A 16,674-nucleotide genomic window follows, 5' to 3' on the forward strand; every position below is an offset into this window, starting at 1 on the left:
TTCCCGTACATCAGCGGCCTCAGCCTGAATCTCGCTGTCACGGTTAAGGATTACGCCACCGCAGGCGAGCACTTCGCGCGCGTCAAGGTTCCGGACAACGTCGACCGTTTCGTGCGTGTGCGACGCGGCGGCGACGGCCAGGCCGTCGATGCGTTCCTCGCGATGGAAGAGGTCATCTCGGCGCACCTCGACGTCCTGTTCCCCGGAATGGAAGTCGTGGAGAGCCACGCGTTCCGCATCACGCGCAACGCGGATTTCGAGGTCGAGGAAGATCGAGACGAGGATCTGCTGCAGGCACTCGAACGCGAGCTGGCGCGTCGCCGATTCGGTTCTCCGGTCCGCCTCGAGATCGCCGACGACATGACCGAGCACATGCTGGGTCTGCTGTTGCGCGAACTCGACGTCGACCCCGGTGACGTCATCCAGGTGCCGGGCCTCCTCGACCTGTCCTGCCTGTGGCAGGTGTACGGCGTCGACCGTCCCACCCTCAAGGACGCACCGTTCGTGCCCGCGACGCATCCGGCGTTCGGCGAGCGCGAGACACCGAAAAGCGTGTTCTCGACGCTGCGCGACGGCGATGTGCTGGTGCAGCATCCGTACGATTCGTTCTCGACGAGTGTGCAGCGCTTCATCGAGCAGGCGGCTGCCGATCCGCACGTGCTCGCCATCAAGCAGACTCTCTACCGCACCTCCGGTGACTCACCGATCGTCAACGCACTCGTCGACGCGGCAGGCGCGGGCAAGCAGGTCGTCGCACTGGTCGAGATCAAGGCGCGGTTCGACGAGCAGGCCAACATCGAATGGGCACGCAAGCTCGAAAAAGCCGGGGTACACGTCGTATACGGTCTCGTCGGCTTGAAGACGCACTGCAAGACGTGCCTCGTCGTTCGACGCGAAGGATCGGTCATTCGTCGGTACTGCCATATCGGAACCGGCAACTACAACCCGAAGACTGCCCGCATCTACGAGGACGTGGGCTTGTTGACGTCGTCGCCCGAGATCGGCGCCGACCTCACCGACCTGTTCAATTCGCTGACCGGATACTCCCGCAAGTCCCACTACCGGAACCTCCTGGTGGCTCCGTACGGGGTTCGACGCGGAATCATCGAGCGCATCGAACGCGAGGTCGAGCACAAGCAGGCCGGCCGCAACGCCGGTGTCCGGTTGAAGGCCAACGCGCTCGTGGACGAACAGGTCATCGACGCCCTGTACCGTGCGTCCGCTGCCGGAGTCCCGATTCAGGTCGTCGTGCGCGGCATCTGCGCGCTGAAGCCAGGCGTACCCGGCTTGAGCGAGAACATCGAGGTGCGTTCCATTCTCGGGCGTTTCCTCGAACACTCACGGGTACTCGAGTTCCGCGGTTCGGAAGAATTCTGGATCGGCAGCGCGGACATGATGCATCGCAATCTGGACCGCCGCGTGGAAGTCATGGCGCAGGTGAAGGATCCACGGTTGACTGCTCAACTCGACGACATCTTCGAGTCCGCTCTCGACCCGACCACGCGCTGCTGGGTTCTGCAGCCCGACGGCAGCTGGGCCGCGTCGCCCGCACAGGGTGAGACCGTGCGCGAGCACCAGGTCGAGCTGATGCGCAGCCGTCGGAGTCGGGCCTCCTGATGAGCCGCGGCGACAAATCGCTGCGCGCCAACATCTTCGCCGCGGGTGCCGTCCTGTGGCGACGATGCCCCGGCGACGGAGGCGACATTCGTGTCGCTCTCGTTCATCGCCCGAAGTACGACGACTGGTCTTTTCCGAAGGGAAAGATCGACCCGGGCGAGAACGCCGTCGTGGCCGCAGTGCGGGAAATCGCCGAGGAGACGGGGTTCGACGCCCGATTGGGCCGGTATCTGACCAAGGTCACGTATCCCGTTCCGGGGCACCAGAAGACGAAGAAGGTCGACTACTGGGCCGCGGAGGCACGCGACGGCAAATTCGAAGCGAACTCCGAAGTGGACGAGCTGAGATGGGTAAGCCCCGAGCACGCCGCGCGTGAATTGTCGTATCCGATGGATCGCAAGGTGCTGAACAAATTCCTGAAGCAACCGGCGGACACCCGGACCCTGTTGCTGGTTCGGCACGGTCGCGCCGGGCAACGATCGCGCTACAAAGGCGACGACGCGTTACGCCCCTTGGACAAGCTCGGACAAACCCAGGCAGCGGCGCTCGTCGGACAGCTGCGAGCGTTCGGAGCGGAGACCGTGCACGCGGCGAATCGGCGGCGGTGTGTGCAAACCGTCCAGCCTCTTGCGGACGCGCTGGGGGAACAGATCACGTTGGAACCCTTGCTGTCCGAAGAGGGGTATTGGGAGGACCCGCCGACCGCTCGCCGGCGTGCCCGCGAGATCGCGTCGGCCGATCACGTGACCGCACTGTGCAGTCAGGGCAAGGTCATTCCGGATCTGCTGTCGTGGTGGGCGGAGAAGGACGGCGTCACGCTACCGCCGAACCGCAATCGAAAAGGCAGCGTCTGGGTGCTGACGCTGTACGGCGACAAACTGATCGCGGCCGATCACCTGGCGAGCCCGCTGCCGACCGTGCCTGCCGAAGACTGATACGCGGTACGACACGACACAACGGCCGACACAGAAACGGTCCACGACAACGACATACAGGACGACGACAGGGCCCCGACATCGAATGTCGGGGCCCTGTCGTTGTTTTCGGTACTGCCGTACCGTTCGACGCTTACTTGCGTGCGGTGCGCTTGGCCGGGGCCTTCTTGGCGGCGGTCTTCTTGGCTGCGGTCTTGGCCGGAGCCTTCTTCGCTGCAGCCGTGGTCTTCTTGGCTGCGGTCTTGGCCGGAGCCTTCTTCGCTGCAGCCGTGGTCTTCTTGGCAGCCGTTTTCGCGGGAGCTGCCTTCTTGGCGGCGGCGGTGGTGGTCTTGCGGGCCGTCGTCTTGGCCGGTGCTGCCTTCTTCGCGGCGGCGGTGGTGGTCTTGCGGGCCGTCGTCTTGGCCGGTGCTGCCTTCTTGGCTGCCGTGGTCTTACGAGCGGTCGTCTTGACTGCTGCCTTCTTGGCTGCGGTCTTCTTCGCTGCTGCAGTCTTCTTCGCCGGCGCAGCAGCCGATCCACGCTTGACGGCAGGGCCGGACGCCGGAAGCTTCTGTCCGCCAGCGATGACGGCCTTGAACTGAGCACCCGGACGGAAAGCAGGAACGTTGGTCGGCTTCACGCGAACGGTCTCGCCGGTACGAGGGTTGCGCGCGACACGAGCCGCACGGCGACGCTGCTCGAACACACCGAATCCGGTGATGGTGACGCTCTCGCCACGGTGAACTGCACGCACGATGGTGTCGACGATGTTCTCGACAGCCTCGGTCGCGCTCCGCCTGTCAGACCCCAACTTCTCGGTCAGGGCATCGATCAGCTCTGCCTTGTTCATGGATTTCCTCCGCAATATTGTGGCCCATCGTCGGACCGACTACTACAACGGTAAACCCCAAGACGTCAAGAGTCTATGCGCCACGCCAATTTTCATCAGGCGCAACGGAAAGATTTACCGCCACAGTAGGTCTCGGAGGCCGAATTTCCTACCCTTCGGACGGGGCCTCGATGCGCTCGGGAAGCGTCGTAGGTTTCCATGAAGGCCTTGCCTTTTCGTACTCGGCAATGGCGTCTACCTGGCGTAACGTCAATCCGATGTCGTCCAGGCCCTCCAGCAGGCGCCACCTCGTGTAGTCGTCAATATCGAAGCGCACCACCAAGGTTCCCGCTGTGACGGTCTTCTCTTCCAGATCGACGGTGATCTCGAGTCCCGGCTGCTCTTCGAGTGCCTTCCAGATCAATTCGACGTCGCTCTGCTCGACCTGTGCGGCCAGCAAACCCGCCTTTCCGGCGTTCCCGCGGAAGATGTCGGCGAAACGCGACGCGATGACGACCCGAAATCCGAAGTCGGAGAGGGCCCACACCGCATGCTCCCTCGAGGACCCCGTTCCGAAGTCCGGTCCCGCCACCAGAACCGAACCGCGGTCGTACGGACTGTTGTTGAGAATGAAATCAGGATCGTTTCGCCACGCGGCGAACAGACCGTCCTCGAAACCCGTACGCGTGACTCGCTTCAGGTACTCGGCCGGAATGATCTGATCGGTGTCGACGTTCGACCGACGCAGCGGTACGCCGATTCCTTTATGGCTGGTAAAGGGTTCCATCGAAAAATCTCCTACGGTCAACGAATAATTCGTGCGAATGAAAGGCCGGGTCAGACGAGATCGGCGGGCGACGACAGCGTGCCTCGTACCGCAGTGGCAGCCGCGACGAGCGGCGAGACCAGGTGAGTACGGCTCCCTTTCCCTTGACGCCCTTCGAAGTTTCGGTTGGAGGTGGACGCCGAACGCTCGCCGGACGCGAGCTGATCCGGGTTCATTCCGAGACACATCGAGCATCCGGCCTGGCGCCATTCGGCGCCTGCGGCGGTGAAGATCTCACCGAGACCTTCCTCCTCGGCCTGTGCGCGCACGCGCATCGATCCGGGCACGATCAGCATGCGCACACCGTCGGCGACCGTGCGGCCGTCGAGAACCTCTGCGACGGCACGCAGATCCTCGATGCGACCGTTGGTGCAGGATCCGACGAACACGGTGTCGACCGAGACCTCCCGCAGCGGAGTTCCTGCCTCGAGACCCATGTACTGCAGCGCCTTCTCGGCAGCCAATTTGGCGCTCTCGTCGGCGAAATCGTCCGGATTCGGAACGCGATCACCGAGTGGCGCGCCCTGCCCCGGGTTGGTACCCCACGTCACGAACGGCGTGAGCGACGACGCGTCGATGTGAACCTCGTTGTCGAAGACGGCATCCGGATCGGTCTTCAGCTGGTCCCACGCCGCGACGGCCTCGTCCCAGTCCGCGCCCTGCGGTGCGTGCGGCCGCCCCTTGATGTATTCGTAGGTGATCTCGTCGGGCGCGATCATGCCGGCGCGAGCCCCCGCCTCGATCGACATGTTGCAGATCGTCATTCGAGCTTCCATCGACATCGCGCGGATGGCCTCGCCGCGGTACTCGAGAACGTAACCCTGACCGCCACCGGTGCCGATCTTCGCGATCACGGCGAGGATCAGGTCCTTGCTCGTGACGCCGGGCGCGAGCTGCCCGTCGACGGTGATCGCCATCGTCTTGAACGGACGCAGCGACAGCGTCTGCGTCGCCATGACGTGTTCGACTTCGCTCGTGCCGATTCCCATTGCGATGGCGCCGAAAGCACCGTGCGTCGAAGTGTGACTGTCTCCGCAGACAACCGTCATTCCCGGCTGCGTCAGGCCCAGCTGCGGGCCGATGATGTGGACGATGCCCTGATCCAGATTGCCCATGGGGTGCAGCCGAACTCCGAACTCCTCGCAGTTCTTGCGGAGCGTGTCGACCTGCGTCCGCGACACGACATCCGCGATGGGCGCGAAGATGTCGGCGGTCGGGACGTTGTGGTCCTCGGTGGCGATGGTGAGGTCCGGCCGTCGGAGCGGTCGCCCGGCGAGACGGAGGCCGTCGAACGCCTGAGGACTGGTGACCTCGTGCACGAGATGCAGATCGATGTAGATCAAATCGGGCTCACGCGAAGCACCTTCACCTTCGCCGCGTACGACGACGTGCTGATCCCACACCTTCTCCGCCAGCGTGCGTGCTGTTCCGGACATGGTTACCACCAATCTCTACTTCGCTCGAGTCACTTCTGCCTGTCGCGCCGGTGGGCTACGGGCCGGCCCACGTCGCGTCGTTCGTCGACACTGCACAGCACACACCCACTGCGCGTCTCTCGCATCGTGCGCGCACCCTGTGCGATCTCACAATGTGCATTCCCACTATGCGAGACGCTAGTATCGACCTATGAGACAGCATAGCGGCATCGGAGTTCTGGACAAAGCTATGGGCGTTCTGTACGCGGTAGCCGAGGAACCCTGCACGCTGAGCGATCTCTGCGCACGAACCGGACTCCCCCGCGCGACTGCCCACCGTCTGGCCGTCGGACTCGAGATCCACCGTCTTCTCACCCGAGACGCCAACGGCCTGTGGCGTCCTGGACCCGGTCTGGCGGAACTCGCCGCCACCGCGTCGGACACGCTTCTCGACGCGGCCGCCTCGGTCCTTCCCCGCTTGCGTGAGATCACCGGCGAGAGCGTGCAGATCTACCGGCACGAAGGATCGGTTCGCGTCTGCGTCGCCTCCATGGAACCTCCGACGGGACTGCGCGACACGGTCCTCGTCGGAGCGCGCCTTCCGATGACTGCAGGCTCCGGCGCCAAGGTCCTTCTGGCGTGGGCCGATCCGCACGCTCAACGAGCGATATTGCCCGAGGCCGAATTCGGCGAGCGCGCGTTGGCCGAGGTGCGTCGACGCGGATGGGCACAGAGTGCAGGCGAGCGTGAGCCCGGCGTCGCGTCGGTGGCCGCGCCGATTCGCGACGCGGTCGGCAATGTCGTTGCGGCAGTGTCGGTTTCCGGTCCAATCGATCGAATCGGTCGGCGCCCCGGCGCCCGCTGGGCCGCCGACCTCCTCGCGGCGGCGGAGGCCATTCACAAGCGATTGTGAGCCGTCGTTCGTCGAATGCGAACACCGATCGGTCTCCTCTGATAGGAAGATGCTCGTGGGAACCAATCAACGGGCACAGATCACGATGACCGACGCCGAGATCGGCGAATTTCTCGAACGCAGCCGCGTCGCAACCCTCGCGACGATTGGTCGTGACGGCACACCGCATCTCGTCGCGATGTGGTACGCGCTGCTCGACGGCGAAATCTGGTTCGAGACCAAAGCGAAGTCCCAGAAGGCCGTCAACCTACGCCGCGATCCGCGCATCACGGTTCTCGTCGAGGACGGTCATACGTACGACACACTGCGCGGTGTGTCGATCGACGGCCACGCCGAGGTCGTCGACGATCCGGACGCCACCCTGAACGTCGGCATCAGCGTCTGGGAGCGCTACACCGGTCCCTATTCGGACGAGGTTCGCCCGATGGTCGAGCAGATGATGAACAAGAGAATCGTCGTTCGCGTCGTCGTCGACCGGATTCGTTCCTGGGATCACCGCAAACTGGGGCTCCCGACGCTTCCGCTCGGCGGCACCACGGCTCAGTACCTTTCGAAAATGGGGTGAGTCCGACCTGCCGGGAGGAGTACCTTCGTGGGCAGTCGACGCCCGAGGAGTGATCATGACCCAGTCCGACAACGAGAATCTGAAGAAGAAGTTCCGCGAAGTGCTGGACAAGAAGAACCACAAGTCGGTGACCGCGACCGACCACCTGGACGGCGGACCCAAGGTGCACAACGCGCACGGGCCGGCCGATCACCAGAAGATGTTCCGGCGCAAGAGTGTATGACCGTCCCGACGAACGAAAAAACCCTCCCACCGCGATCGGTGGGAGGGTTTTCGTTGTAGCCCCGACGGGATTCGAACCCGCGCTACCGCCTTGAGAGGGCGGCGTCCTAGGCCGCTAGACGACGGGGCCAGGATCTTTACAGCACTTGCAGTGTTGCTTCCGGTTGCACTCCGCCAACCACTCGCTGAGTGCTCAGGAAGCTTAACCGGCTCGCGCTCTGCGACCAAATCGCCGCTTCGCGCTTGCTGGGGTACCAGGACTCGAACCTAGAATGGCGGTACCAGAAACCGCTGTGTTGCCAATTACACCATACCCCAATGACCTTCTCGAACTGCTCGGCGAGCGTTTCCGCTGCGCTCTGCACCTCGTTTCGAGCCGTGATAGAGATTAGCAGGGCCCACCCATGATTCTCCAAATCGCCTGGTCAGAGGCATTGACTTGACTCCGCGGCCCCGTCGATGGCCTGTAAACGACACTACTGAAGACTGCATGGGGTGAACGTTCGCGAGAATCCGCCGTGAAGATGGTCGTCGCACCGTCGGGCGCGGGTGGCGTCCTGGTTCCGATCGATGACGACGGAACGGTCCGCGACGGAATCACATGTTCCGATCTTGCGGACACCGTCTGCAGGATCGAGGCCGACTCTCACCCACGCTGGATCTGGGACTCTGCAGCGCGCGTCTATCCCCCGCTGCTCGACGCAGGCGTTCGCGTCCAGCGCTGCCACGACCTCGAGCTCACCGAGTCGATTCTGGCGACGCGGCGCGGCGAGGTGATGGTGGCCGCCGTCGACCGCGACGATCGGCCGGGCCTCTTCGAGACGTACGACCCTCCGTCGCCTGGCTCATTGGTCGAGTCGTATCGGACGCACGCCATCGCGATGCAGGATTCGGCGACGCTTCGACTGCTCGTCGCCGCCGAATCGGCGGGAGCACTCACCGCCGCAGAGATGAGCTACGACGGGCTGCCGTTCTCGTCGACGCGTCATCGGCAGTACCTGGAGACAGTCCTGGGTCCCCGTCCACCCGACGGATCGCTGCCGCGGTCGATGATCGAACTGGAAATCGCCGTCGGCGAGGTCTTCGGTCGCCGAGTCAATCCGGCATCGCCCGCCGAGGTGGTGGCCGCATTCGCCCGGGAGGACATCGTGCTCGACTCCACACGCGCCCATGTTCTGCGACGGATCGACCATCCTGCGATCCCGCTGATTCTTCGCTACCGCGATCTCGCGAAATTGTTCAGCACCAACGGATGGTCGTGGCTCGACACCTGGGTGAGGAACGACCGGTTCCGTCCCGTGTACGTTCCCGGTGGGGTCGTGTCCGGGCGTTGGGCGAGCCGTGGCGGCGGTGCACTGCAGATTCCGAAGGCCCTGCGGCACAGTGTGATCGCGGATACAGGACACACCTTCGTGATCGCCGACGCCGGTCAGTTGGAGCCGCGCATTCTCGCCGCGATGTCGGGTGATCGACAGATGATGAATGCAGCGGGCAGCGACGATCTCTACGCACTGGTCGCCGGCGCCGCATTCGGCGGGGACCGAGCCAAGGCCAAGGTCGCGATCCTCGGAGTCCTCTACGGCGCGACGTCGGGTGACGCGCGGGCCCTCCTCACGCTGCTGCGTCGCCGCTTCCCGGACGCCGTCGACTACGTGGAACGCGCCGCGCGCGCCGGCGAACGGGGTGAGACGGTCCGTTCGTGGCTCGGACGAGCCTGCCCGCCGCCGACGCCGGAGTGGTGGTCCCACGGCGACACCCATGCCCGCGGCCGCTTCACACGGAACTTCGTCGTGCAGGCGACGGCGTCGGAATGGGCGCTTTGTCTCCTGGCCGAACTACGGCGACGCCTGTCGGCACATCCAGGATCAGGCGAACTGGTGTTCTTTCAACACGACGAAGTCGTGGTCCACACGTCCGACCCCGACACCGCGCGCGGACTCGTCGTCGACTCCGCGCTGGCGGCGACGCGACTGCTGTTCGGCGACACCGTCGTACGCTTCCCGATGGACATCGCGGTCCGGCCGCACTACGCCGATCCGGATTGACCGTTCGGTCCCGGGCCGTCGAAACTGACGTCGATCTCCTCGAACCCCTTGCTGCGTTGCGCCTCCGCCTGCCCGGTGTAGGTGAGACGGTCCCCTTCGGTCAGGTCGACATCGTCGGTGAACGGGGTCAACAGCGAACGCGGATAGAGCTTGTCGACGCGTACGACGTTGATCTCGACCGCGACGACGATGAGAACCGCTGCGACGTACATGAAGGCGAGCAGTCCGAGCACGACCGCGAACACACCGTTGATGATCGAGGCTCGGCTCACGACATGTTTGATGTAGACCCCGCCGAACGTCTGCAGGAGCTGCCAGATCACCCCTGCCGCTACAGCACCCGGCAACACGTCCCCCACCGACAGTGGCCTCGCCGTGGCGAGCCGGAACGCGACACCGAACACCACGATGTTCAACAGAACGACAGCAGCCAGCACGACGGTGCCCGTGATCTCCCCGAAGTAGCCCGCGGAACTGATCACGTTGACCGCGGTGATGCCGAGTACCGCGACTCCGACGGTACTGAGCAGCCCCAGACCGCGTAGGCGTGCCCGAATCGGGTCCGGGCGCAGATTCTTCGGGACGGCCCACGCGGTGTTCATCGCATTCTGGAACGCCACCGCGACACCGAGACCGCCGTACAGCGATCCGACGACGCCGACGACGAGACCCAGTGTGCCGCCACCGATGCGAGTGGGTTCGCCGACGTCCTGCCCGACAATCGGGATCTGATTCAGCGCCGAGTCCAGAATCTGTTGCTGCAGATCGGGATTGCCCGCGAGCACGATCCCCAGAATGGTCGAGCCCAACAGCAACAGCGGAAAAAGAGATACGAACGCGTAGTAGGCGATCAGGGCGGCGAGGTAGCCACCCTGATCGTCGACGAACTTGTAGACGACAGCGAGCGGAAACCCGACCACCGGATGTCTGCGTTGGAACCGGTCCACCCGGCCGGAAGCGCTCACCGGCTCGCCATCGGGTGGATCAACCCACCAGGGCGCGCGCCGCGCCGAGTCGAGCGAGCGACTTGTCGCGGCCGAGCAGTTCCATGGATTCGTACAGCGGCGGGCTGATGTGCGATCCGGTGATCGCAACGCGCACGGGAGCGAATGCCTTGCGGGGCTTGAGCCCCAGACCGTCGATCAGCGCGGACTTCAGCGATTCCTCGAGCTCGGCTGTCTTCCATTCGGGCAGTGCCGTCAACGCGGCGATGGTCGCGTCGAGCACCGGGCCCGCGTCGGCACCGAGATTCTTCGACGCGGCCGCCGGATCGATCTCGAATTCGTCGTCGGACACGTACAGGAACTTCAGCAGCCCCCACGCGTCGGACAGCACGACGATGCGTGTCTGCACCAGATCCGCGGCGATCGCGAACTGCGCCTCGTCGATCTCGGCAGGCAGATGGCCGTGCTCGGTGAGGAAGGCACGCAGACGCGTCGCGAAATCCGCCGGCTCCAGCAGTCGGATCTGCTCGGCGTTGATGGCGTCGGCCTTCTTCTGGTCGAAGCGCGCCGGGTTCGAGTTGACCTTGCCGATCTCGAACGCCTCGACCATCTCCTCCAACGAGAACACGTCGTGATCGTCCGAAATCCCCCACCCGAGCAATGCCAGATAGTTGAGCAGCCCTTCGGGAACGAACCCGCGGTCGCGGTGAATGAACAGATTCGACTCGGGATCGCGCTTGGACAGCTTCTTGTTTCCCTGCCCCATCACGAAGGGAAGGTGACCGAATTCCGGTGTCCGCTGCGCGACTCCGATACGGACCAACGCTTCGTACAGCGCGAGCTGACGCGGCGTCGACGACAGGAGGTCCTCACCACGGAGAACATGGGTGATGTTCATGAGTGCGTCGTCGACAGGATTGACCAACGTGTACAACGGAATTCCGTTGCCACGGGTGAGCGCAAAGTCCGGAACCGTTCCCGCCTTGAACGTCGTCTCGCCGCGCACCAAGTCGTTCCACGTCAGATCGTGATCCGGCATGCGAAGGCGCACAACGGGTTTGCGTCCCTCGTCGACGAACGACTGCTTCTGTTCCGGCGTGAGGTCACGATCGAAATTGTCGTACCCGAGCTTCGGATCGCGACCTGCCGCCTTGTGCCTGGCCTCGACTTCCTCGGGCGTCGAGAAGCTCTCGTACGCCTCCCCTGCCTCCAGAAGCTTCGCGACGACCTCGAGGTGCTGCTCGCGTCGAAGCGATTGCCGATACGGTTCGTACGGTCCACCGACCTCGGGGCCCTCGTCCCACGTCAGACCGAGCCAGCGCAAGGCGTCGAGAAGGGCGGCGTAGGACTCCTCGGAGTCGCGGGCCGCGTCGGTGTCCTCGATGCGGAAGACGAACGAGCCACCGTGGTGGCGCGCGAACGCCCAGTTGAACAGCGCGGTGCGGATGAGGCCGACATGGGGTGTGCCCGTCGGCGAAGGGCAGAATCGGACTCGTACTTCGGTGGAGGTCATGTCTCGCTCACGTTCGAGGGCTTGAGTGTGTGTGTCTAGTTCTTGGCTACGACAGGGTTCGTCAACGTTCCGATGCCCTCGACGGTGATCGACACCGACTGGCCGTCGGCGATCGGCCCGACGCCCTCCGGAGTGCCGGTCAGGATGACGTCACCGGGCAGCAGAGTCATGACGGCGGAGACCCATTCGATGATCTTCGGGATGTCGTGCAACAGCAGCGACGTGCGGCTGTGCTGCTTGACCTGGCCGTCGACCTCGGTCTTGATCTCGACGTCCGATGCATCGAGCGACGTCTCGATCCACGGACCGAGCGGGCAGAACGTGTCATGCCCCTTCGCCCTGGTCCACTGACCGTCGGCACGCTGGTGATCGCGGGCGGATACATCGTTGGCGACGGTGTATCCGAGCACGACGTCGAGAGCCTTGGACGCGGGAACGTCCTTGCAGGGGCGGCCGATGACGACCGCGAGTTCGCCTTCGTAATGAACTTCGTTCGACGTCGGGGGAAGCACGATCGGAGCGCCCGGTCCGACGATCGACGTGTTGGGCTTGATGAAGATGACGGGAGATTCGGGCGCTTCGCCACCCATCTCCGCGGCGTGCGCCGCGTAGTTCTTGCCGATCGCGATCACCTTGCTGGCGAGAATCGGCGCCAGCAGGCGAACATCGGCGAGCGGCCACGAGCGCCCGGTGAAGGTCGGTGTGCCGAAAGGATGTTCGGCGATTTCCTTGGCAGTCTGCGCGTCACCCTCCCCTTCGATACTCACGAAAGCCACACCGTCAGGACTTGCAATTCGACCCAGTCGCATACCGAAAGTCTATCGACCCACGTTTTCCTCGTGGCCGGGCCGTCGAATTGCCCACCACCGTCGCGGAGTACAGTCGATCGCAGAGTTCACACTGAGAGATTCAGTGTTTACATAGTGAGATGGAGCAGTGAGGAACGTGACGAGAACCGACAGTGAGAGCCGGACGACGAGTCGTCGAAAGTGGTTCATGCTCGGGCTCGGAATGCTTGCCCAGACCGCAGGAGCCGTGTTCATCAACGGCGCCGCCTTCCTGATCCCCGCACTGCACGACGATCTCGGCCTCAGTTTCGCGACCGCCGGAATTCTCGTCGCGATGCCGACGGTCGGCATCATGCTGACGCTCATCGCATGGGGCGTGCTCGTCGATCGCGTCGGCGAAAGGCTGGTTCTGGCAATCGGATTGGGGCTCACCGCACTCGCGAGTGTCGCCGCGTACTTCACCACTTCGCTACCGATACTCGGGCTGTGTCTCCTGGTCGGTGGAATGGCTGCAGCCAGTGCCAACAGTGCGAGCGGACGCGTCGTCGTCGGCTGGTTCCCGCCGAAGCAGCGTGGGCTCGCCATGGGAATCCGTCAGATGTCGGTTCCACTGGGTGTCGCTGTCGCCGCGATGACCATCCCGTCCATCGCGCGCGACCACGGCGTCGGATCCGCTCTGCTCGTCCCAGCGGTCATCTGTGGACTCGGCGCGATTCTGTGCCTGGGCGTCGTCGATCCCCCGCGTCCGGACCGCGCTGCGGCCGAGAGGCAAGGACTGCTGGTCAACCCGTATCGCACGAGCAGCCAGCTGTGGCGTATCCATTCGACGTCGATCCTGCTCGTCGTGCCGCAGTACGTCGTGTGGACGTACGCACTCGTGTGGTTGATGTCCGACCGCGGATGGTCCGCCGCATCGGCCGGTGTACTCGTCACCGCAACCCAGATCCTGGGAGCCCTCGGCCGCATGGGCGTCGGCGCATTGTCCGACCGCGTCGGCAGCCGAATGCGTCCGCTCCGCTGGGTCGCCGTATCGACGACGGTCACCATGCTCGTACTCGCGATCACCAACTGGATGGACTCCCCCGTGTCCATCGTCGTCATGGTCGTCGCATCGGTCGTCACCGTCGCACCCAACGGGTTGGCCTTCACCGCGGTGGCGGAGTTCGCGGGACCGTACTGGAGCGGTCGTGCGCTGGGAATGCAGAACACCGGTCAGTACATCGCCGCGTCCCTCGTACCCCCGGCATTCGGCGCCCTCGCGGCCGTCAGCTTTCCCGTGGCGTTCCTGGTGTCCTCGATCTTCCCCGCCCTGTCCGTCCCCGTCATCCCGGCGGACCACGAGTCGAAGGACTGACCGGGGTCCGCACAAACCGAAGGCCTCCTTCGGTCACTCTGAGTGACCGGAGGAGGCCTTCGGTGCGAGAAAGGGTTACAGCTTCGACGCGATCCTGTCACCGATTTCCGACGTCGAGGCCGGAGCAGTTCCGCGCGACGCAAGGTCCGCGGCCACCGCAGCTTCGACGCGCTCGGAGTTCGCGGTGTCCCCGAGGTGTGCGAGGAGCAGCGACACCGAGAGGATCGCGGCCGTGGGATCCGCCTTGCCCTGGCCCGCGATGTCGGGTGCGCTGCCGTGAACGGGCTCGAACATCGACGGATTCGTACCCGTCGCGTCGATGTTTCCGCTGGCTGCGAGACCGATTCCGCCGCTGACGGCTGCGGACAGGTCGGTCACGATGTCGCCGAACAGGTTGTCGGTGACGATGACGTCGAAACGACCGGGGTCGGTGACGAGGTGGATCATGGCGGCGTCGATGTGCTGGTAGGCGACCTCGACCTCCGGGAATTCCTTGGCAACCTCGTCGACCGTGCGTGCCCAGAGGCTACCGGCGAAAGACAATACGTTCGTCTTGTGCAGCAACGTCAGGTGCTTGCGACGACCTATGGCCCGCGCGAAACCGTCACGCACCACGCGCTCGACACCGAAGCGAGTGTTGACGCTGACCTCCGTCGCGACCTCGTTCGGCGTACCGACGCGCAGCGCACCGCCGTTGCCGGTGTACGGGCCTTCGGTTCCTTCACGGACGACGACGATGTCGATGTTCTTGTTGCCGTCGAGCGGTCCGACGACACCCGGGTACAGCTTGGCCGGACGCAGGTTGATGTGGTGGTCCAGCGCGAACCGAGCGCGCAGCAGCAGTCCGCGCTCGAGCACACCACTGGGCACGGACGGATCGCCGATGGCGCCCAACAGGATTGCGTCGTGCGCCCGGATCTCGTCCAGAACGGAATCCGGGAGAAGCTCGCCGGTCGCGTTGTAGCGGCGAGCACCGAGGTCGTACTCGGTCTTGTCGACGCCGGGGACGACGACGTCCAGCACCTTCAGTGCCTGGTCGACGACCTCGGGGCCGATTCCATCTCCAGCGATGACGGCGAGCTTCATTGACTCCTCGTTCTGTTCGAGCGAATGGATGTGAGAGACGATCAGGACAGGTCGACGAGCTCGATGGTCGACGCACCGACCGCCGAGGCAATGTTCGCGCTGACCTCGGCGGACACGTCCTTGTCGACGCGAAGCAGGATCGTCGCGCCGTCGCCCTCGGAGTCCTGGCTGAGCGCCGCGGCCTGGATGTCGACGCCCGCGTCACCGAGCAGTGTGCCGATGCGGCCGAGGCTGCCGGGCTGGTCGGTGTAGTTGATGATGAGGTTCTTGCCCTCGGCACGCAGGTCGAAGTTGCGTCCGTTGATGTTGACGATCTTCTCGACTTGCTGGGTTCCGGTGAGCGTGCCCGCGACGTTGAGGACGGTGCCGTCGCCGTAGACGGCGCGGATGTCGACGACGCTGCGGTGGTTCTCGCTCTCGGGTGCCGTGGTGACCTCGGCGGTGACACCGCGCTCCTCGGCGAGCGAGGGTGCATTGACGAACGTGACCGAGTCCTCGATGACGGCGGAGAACAGACCGCGCAGCGCCGACAGCTTGAGGATTTCGACGTCCTCGGCTGCGAGCTCACCGCGGACGTCGACCGACAGCGACGACGGCAGTTCGTCGGATAGCGCACCGAGCAGGACACCCTGCTTGCGAACGATGTCGAGCCACGGCGACACTTCCTCGCCGACCGCGCCGCCCTTGACGTTCACTGCGTCGGGAACGAATTCGCCTGCGAGAGCGAGCAATACGGACTTCGCGACGTCGGTGCCCGCGCGATCCTGCGCTTCGGTGGTCGACGCACCGAGGTGCGGCGTGACGACGACCTGGGGCAGTTCGAACAGCGGGCTGTCGGTGCAGGGCTCGCTGGCGTAGACGTCGATGCCTGCAGCGAAGACGTGGCCGCTGGTGATGGCGTCGGCGAGAGCCTGCTCGTCGACGAGCCCACCGCGAGCCGCGTTGACGACGATGACGCCGGGCTTGGTCTTGGCGAGGGCTTCCTTGCCGATGATGCCCTTGGTCTCGGGGGTCTTGGGCAGGTGCACCGAGAACATGTCGGCGCGCGTGAGCAGTTCGTCGAGGCTGACGAGCTCGATGCCGAGCTGCGCGGCGCGTGCCGCGGAGACGTAGGGGTCGTACGCGATGACGTGGGTCTCGAACGCGGCGAGGCGCTGCGCGAACAGCTGGCCGATGCGGCCGAGTCCGACGACGCCGACGGTCTTGCCGAAGATCTCGACGCCGTTGAACTTGCTGCGCTTCCACTCGTGCTCACGCAACGTCTTGTCGGCGGCGGGGATCTGACGCGCAGCGGACAGCAGCAGCGTCACGGCGTGCTCGGCAGCGGTGTGGATGTTCGACGTCGGTGCGTTGACGACGAGGACACCGCGCTCGGTGGCTGCCGGTACGTCGACGTTGTCGAGGCCGACGCCTGCGCGGGCGACGATCTTCAGCTTGGTGCCTGCGGCGAGGACCTCGGCGTCGACTGTCGTCGCGGAGCGAACGAGGATCGCGTCGGCCTCGGGGACGGCGGCGAGCAGGGCGGGGCGGTCCGGGCCGTCGACCCAACGGACCTCGACGCCGTCGCCGAGGGCCTCGACTGTGGACTGCGCAAGTTTGTCGGCGATCAGAACGACAGGACGGCCTGGCTGGCTCACGTGAAG

Annotated in this window: 15 protein-coding genes and 2 tRNA genes; 7 read left to right on the plus strand and 10 right to left on the minus strand. The window is 64.7% G+C overall.

Translation table 11 applies throughout. From position 1 onward, the window contains the following. Together RhoFasB10_RS20795 and RhoFasB10_RS20800 are read left to right on the plus strand one after the other, a co-directional pair. Positions 1–1,617 (plus strand): RNA degradosome polyphosphate kinase (locus tag RhoFasB10_RS20795; RefSeq protein WP_167678354.1); only part of this gene is annotated, 1,617 nt, incomplete at its 5' end. Continuing rightward, positions 1,617–2,552 carry an NUDIX hydrolase gene (locus RhoFasB10_RS20800; protein ID WP_114331264.1) on the plus strand — a complete coding sequence of 312 codons (936 nt, stop codon included), beginning with the start codon at positions 1,617–1,619 and terminating at the stop codon, positions 2,550–2,552. The genes RhoFasB10_RS20795 and RhoFasB10_RS20800, both read left to right, overlap by 1 nt. A 133-nt stretch (positions 2,553–2,685) precedes the next feature. Here RhoFasB10_RS20800 and RhoFasB10_RS20805 read toward each other — a convergent pair whose 3' ends face one another. The 3 genes from RhoFasB10_RS20805 to leuC all read right to left on the minus strand — a co-directional run bounded on the left by RhoFasB10_RS20805 (position 2,686) and on the right by leuC (position 5,622). Beyond that, entirely contained in the window at positions 2,686–3,381 is a 696-nt protein-coding gene (locus RhoFasB10_RS20805) for an HU family DNA-binding protein (protein WP_068428477.1), read from the minus strand. A 148-nt stretch (positions 3,382–3,529) separates the two neighbouring features. Continuing rightward, complete coding sequence (gene leuD, locus RhoFasB10_RS20810; protein WP_068428474.1) at positions 3,530–4,147, minus strand: 3-isopropylmalate dehydratase small subunit; 618 nt, start codon at positions 4,145–4,147, stop codon at positions 3,530–3,532. Positions 4,148–4,197: 50 nt separating this feature from the next. Continuing rightward, positions 4,198–5,622: a 3-isopropylmalate dehydratase large subunit gene (gene leuC, locus RhoFasB10_RS20815; RefSeq protein ID WP_167678356.1), complete on the minus strand. Its 1,425-nt coding sequence runs from the start codon at positions 5,620–5,622 to the stop codon at positions 4,198–4,200. A gap of 190 nt (positions 5,623–5,812) precedes the next feature. On the opposite strand from leuC, the gene RhoFasB10_RS20820 reads away from it, so the two are divergent. The 3 genes from RhoFasB10_RS20820 to RhoFasB10_RS20830 are packed head-to-tail and all read left to right on the plus strand — an operon-like array spanning position 5,813 to position 7,302. Continuing rightward, entirely contained in the window at positions 5,813–6,514 is a 702-nt protein-coding gene (locus RhoFasB10_RS20820; RefSeq protein WP_068428468.1) for an IclR family transcriptional regulator, read from the plus strand. 55 nt (positions 6,515–6,569) lie between these two features. Then, positions 6,570–7,079 (plus strand): PPOX class F420-dependent oxidoreductase, encoded by a 510-nt coding sequence (locus tag RhoFasB10_RS20825; protein WP_114331288.1) that lies wholly within the window; start codon positions 6,570–6,572, stop codon positions 7,077–7,079. A gap of 55 nt (positions 7,080–7,134) precedes the next feature. Continuing rightward, a complete protein-coding gene (locus tag RhoFasB10_RS20830) occupies positions 7,135–7,302 on the plus strand; it encodes a DUF5302 domain-containing protein (RefSeq protein WP_165839592.1) in 168 nt (55 codons plus the stop codon). Between the two features lie 56 nt (positions 7,303–7,358). Here RhoFasB10_RS20830 and RhoFasB10_RS20835 read toward each other — a convergent pair. Next, positions 7,359–7,431: transfer RNA gene (locus tag RhoFasB10_RS20835), tRNA-Glu, on the minus strand. Positions 7,432–7,547: 116 nt separating this feature from the next. Beyond that, positions 7,548–7,619 (minus strand) — tRNA-Gln (locus RhoFasB10_RS20840). A 206-nt stretch (positions 7,620–7,825) separates the two neighbouring features. On the opposite strand from RhoFasB10_RS20840, the gene RhoFasB10_RS20845 reads away from it, so the two are divergent. Continuing rightward, a complete protein-coding gene (locus RhoFasB10_RS20845) occupies positions 7,826–9,346 on the plus strand; it encodes a bifunctional 3'-5' exonuclease/DNA polymerase (RefSeq protein WP_167678391.1) in 1,521 nt (506 codons plus the stop codon). Here the strand turns inward: RhoFasB10_RS20845 and RhoFasB10_RS20850 are convergent. The 3 genes from RhoFasB10_RS20850 to RhoFasB10_RS20860 are packed head-to-tail and all read right to left on the minus strand — an operon-like array spanning position 9,328 to position 12,612. Beyond that, positions 9,328–10,311 carry a YihY/virulence factor BrkB family protein gene (locus RhoFasB10_RS20850; RefSeq protein WP_346764443.1) on the minus strand — a complete coding sequence of 328 codons (984 nt, stop codon included), beginning with the start codon at positions 10,309–10,311 and terminating at the stop codon, positions 9,328–9,330. The two genes, RhoFasB10_RS20845 and RhoFasB10_RS20850, sit on opposite strands and share 19 nt — an antisense overlap. Before the next feature lie 19 nt (positions 10,312–10,330). Next, complete coding sequence (gene gltX, locus RhoFasB10_RS20855) at positions 10,331–11,803, minus strand: glutamate--tRNA ligase (RefSeq protein WP_167678358.1); 1,473 nt, start codon at positions 11,801–11,803, stop codon at positions 10,331–10,333. A 35-nt stretch (positions 11,804–11,838) separates the two neighbouring features. Further along, complete coding sequence (locus tag RhoFasB10_RS20860; RefSeq protein WP_068428456.1) at positions 11,839–12,612, minus strand: fumarylacetoacetate hydrolase family protein; 774 nt, start codon at positions 12,610–12,612, stop codon at positions 11,839–11,841. Between the two features lie 187 nt (positions 12,613–12,799). Between RhoFasB10_RS20860 and RhoFasB10_RS20865 the strand changes: the two genes are divergently transcribed. Beyond that, on the plus strand, positions 12,800–13,945 hold the full coding sequence (locus RhoFasB10_RS20865) for an MFS transporter (RefSeq protein WP_167678395.1): 1,146 nt from the start codon (positions 12,800–12,802) through the stop codon (positions 13,943–13,945). Positions 13,946–14,020: 75 nt separating this feature from the next. Here RhoFasB10_RS20865 and RhoFasB10_RS20870 read toward each other — a convergent pair whose 3' ends face one another. Continuing rightward, positions 14,021–15,031, minus strand: coding sequence for a 3-isopropylmalate dehydrogenase (locus tag RhoFasB10_RS20870; protein ID WP_068428450.1), 1,011 nt, complete (start codon positions 15,029–15,031; stop codon positions 14,021–14,023). A gap of 41 nt (positions 15,032–15,072) precedes the next feature. Next, positions 15,073–16,668 carry a phosphoglycerate dehydrogenase gene (gene serA, locus RhoFasB10_RS20875; protein WP_114332652.1) on the minus strand — a complete coding sequence of 532 codons (1,596 nt, stop codon included), beginning with the start codon at positions 16,666–16,668 and terminating at the stop codon, positions 15,073–15,075. Positions 16,669–16,674 lie beyond the last annotated feature (6 nt).

Origin of the sequence: Rhodococcus sp. B10 (assembly GCF_011770055.1) — a bacterium.
Classification (GTDB): domain Bacteria; phylum Actinomycetota; class Actinomycetes; order Mycobacteriales; family Mycobacteriaceae; genus Rhodococcoides; species Rhodococcoides kyotonensis_B.

Excerpts from the sequence above, each read along its gene's own strand:
- RhoFasB10_RS20800 (WP_114331264.1), top strand. The coding sequence starts at position 1,617 with ATGAGCCGCGGCGACAAATCGCTGCGCGCCAACATCTTCGCCGCGGGT.
- RhoFasB10_RS20805 (WP_068428477.1), bottom strand. The coding sequence starts at position 3,381 with ATGAACAAGGCAGAGCTGATCGATGCCCTGACCGAGAAGTTGGGGTCT.
- leuD (WP_068428474.1), bottom strand. The coding sequence starts at position 4,147 with ATGGAACCCTTTACCAGCCATAAAGGAATCGGCGTACCGCTGCGTCGG.
- leuC (WP_167678356.1), bottom strand. The coding sequence starts at position 5,622 with ATGTCCGGAACAGCACGCACGCTGGCGGAGAAGGTGTGGGATCAGCAC.
- RhoFasB10_RS20820 (WP_068428468.1), top strand. The coding sequence starts at position 5,813 with ATGAGACAGCATAGCGGCATCGGAGTTCTGGACAAAGCTATGGGCGTT.
- RhoFasB10_RS20830 (WP_165839592.1), top strand. The coding sequence starts at position 7,135 with ATGACCCAGTCCGACAACGAGAATCTGAAGAAGAAGTTCCGCGAAGTG.
- RhoFasB10_RS20845 (WP_167678391.1), top strand. The coding sequence starts at position 7,826 with ATGGTCGTCGCACCGTCGGGCGCGGGTGGCGTCCTGGTTCCGATCGAT.
- gltX (WP_167678358.1), bottom strand. The coding sequence starts at position 11,803 with ATGACCTCCACCGAAGTACGAGTCCGATTCTGCCCTTCGCCGACGGGC.
- RhoFasB10_RS20860 (WP_068428456.1), bottom strand. The coding sequence starts at position 12,612 with ATGCGACTGGGTCGAATTGCAAGTCCTGACGGTGTGGCTTTCGTGAGT.
- RhoFasB10_RS20865 (WP_167678395.1), top strand. The coding sequence starts at position 12,800 with ATGCTCGGGCTCGGAATGCTTGCCCAGACCGCAGGAGCCGTGTTCATC.
- RhoFasB10_RS20870 (WP_068428450.1), bottom strand. The coding sequence starts at position 15,031 with ATGAAGCTCGCCGTCATCGCTGGAGATGGAATCGGCCCCGAGGTCGTC.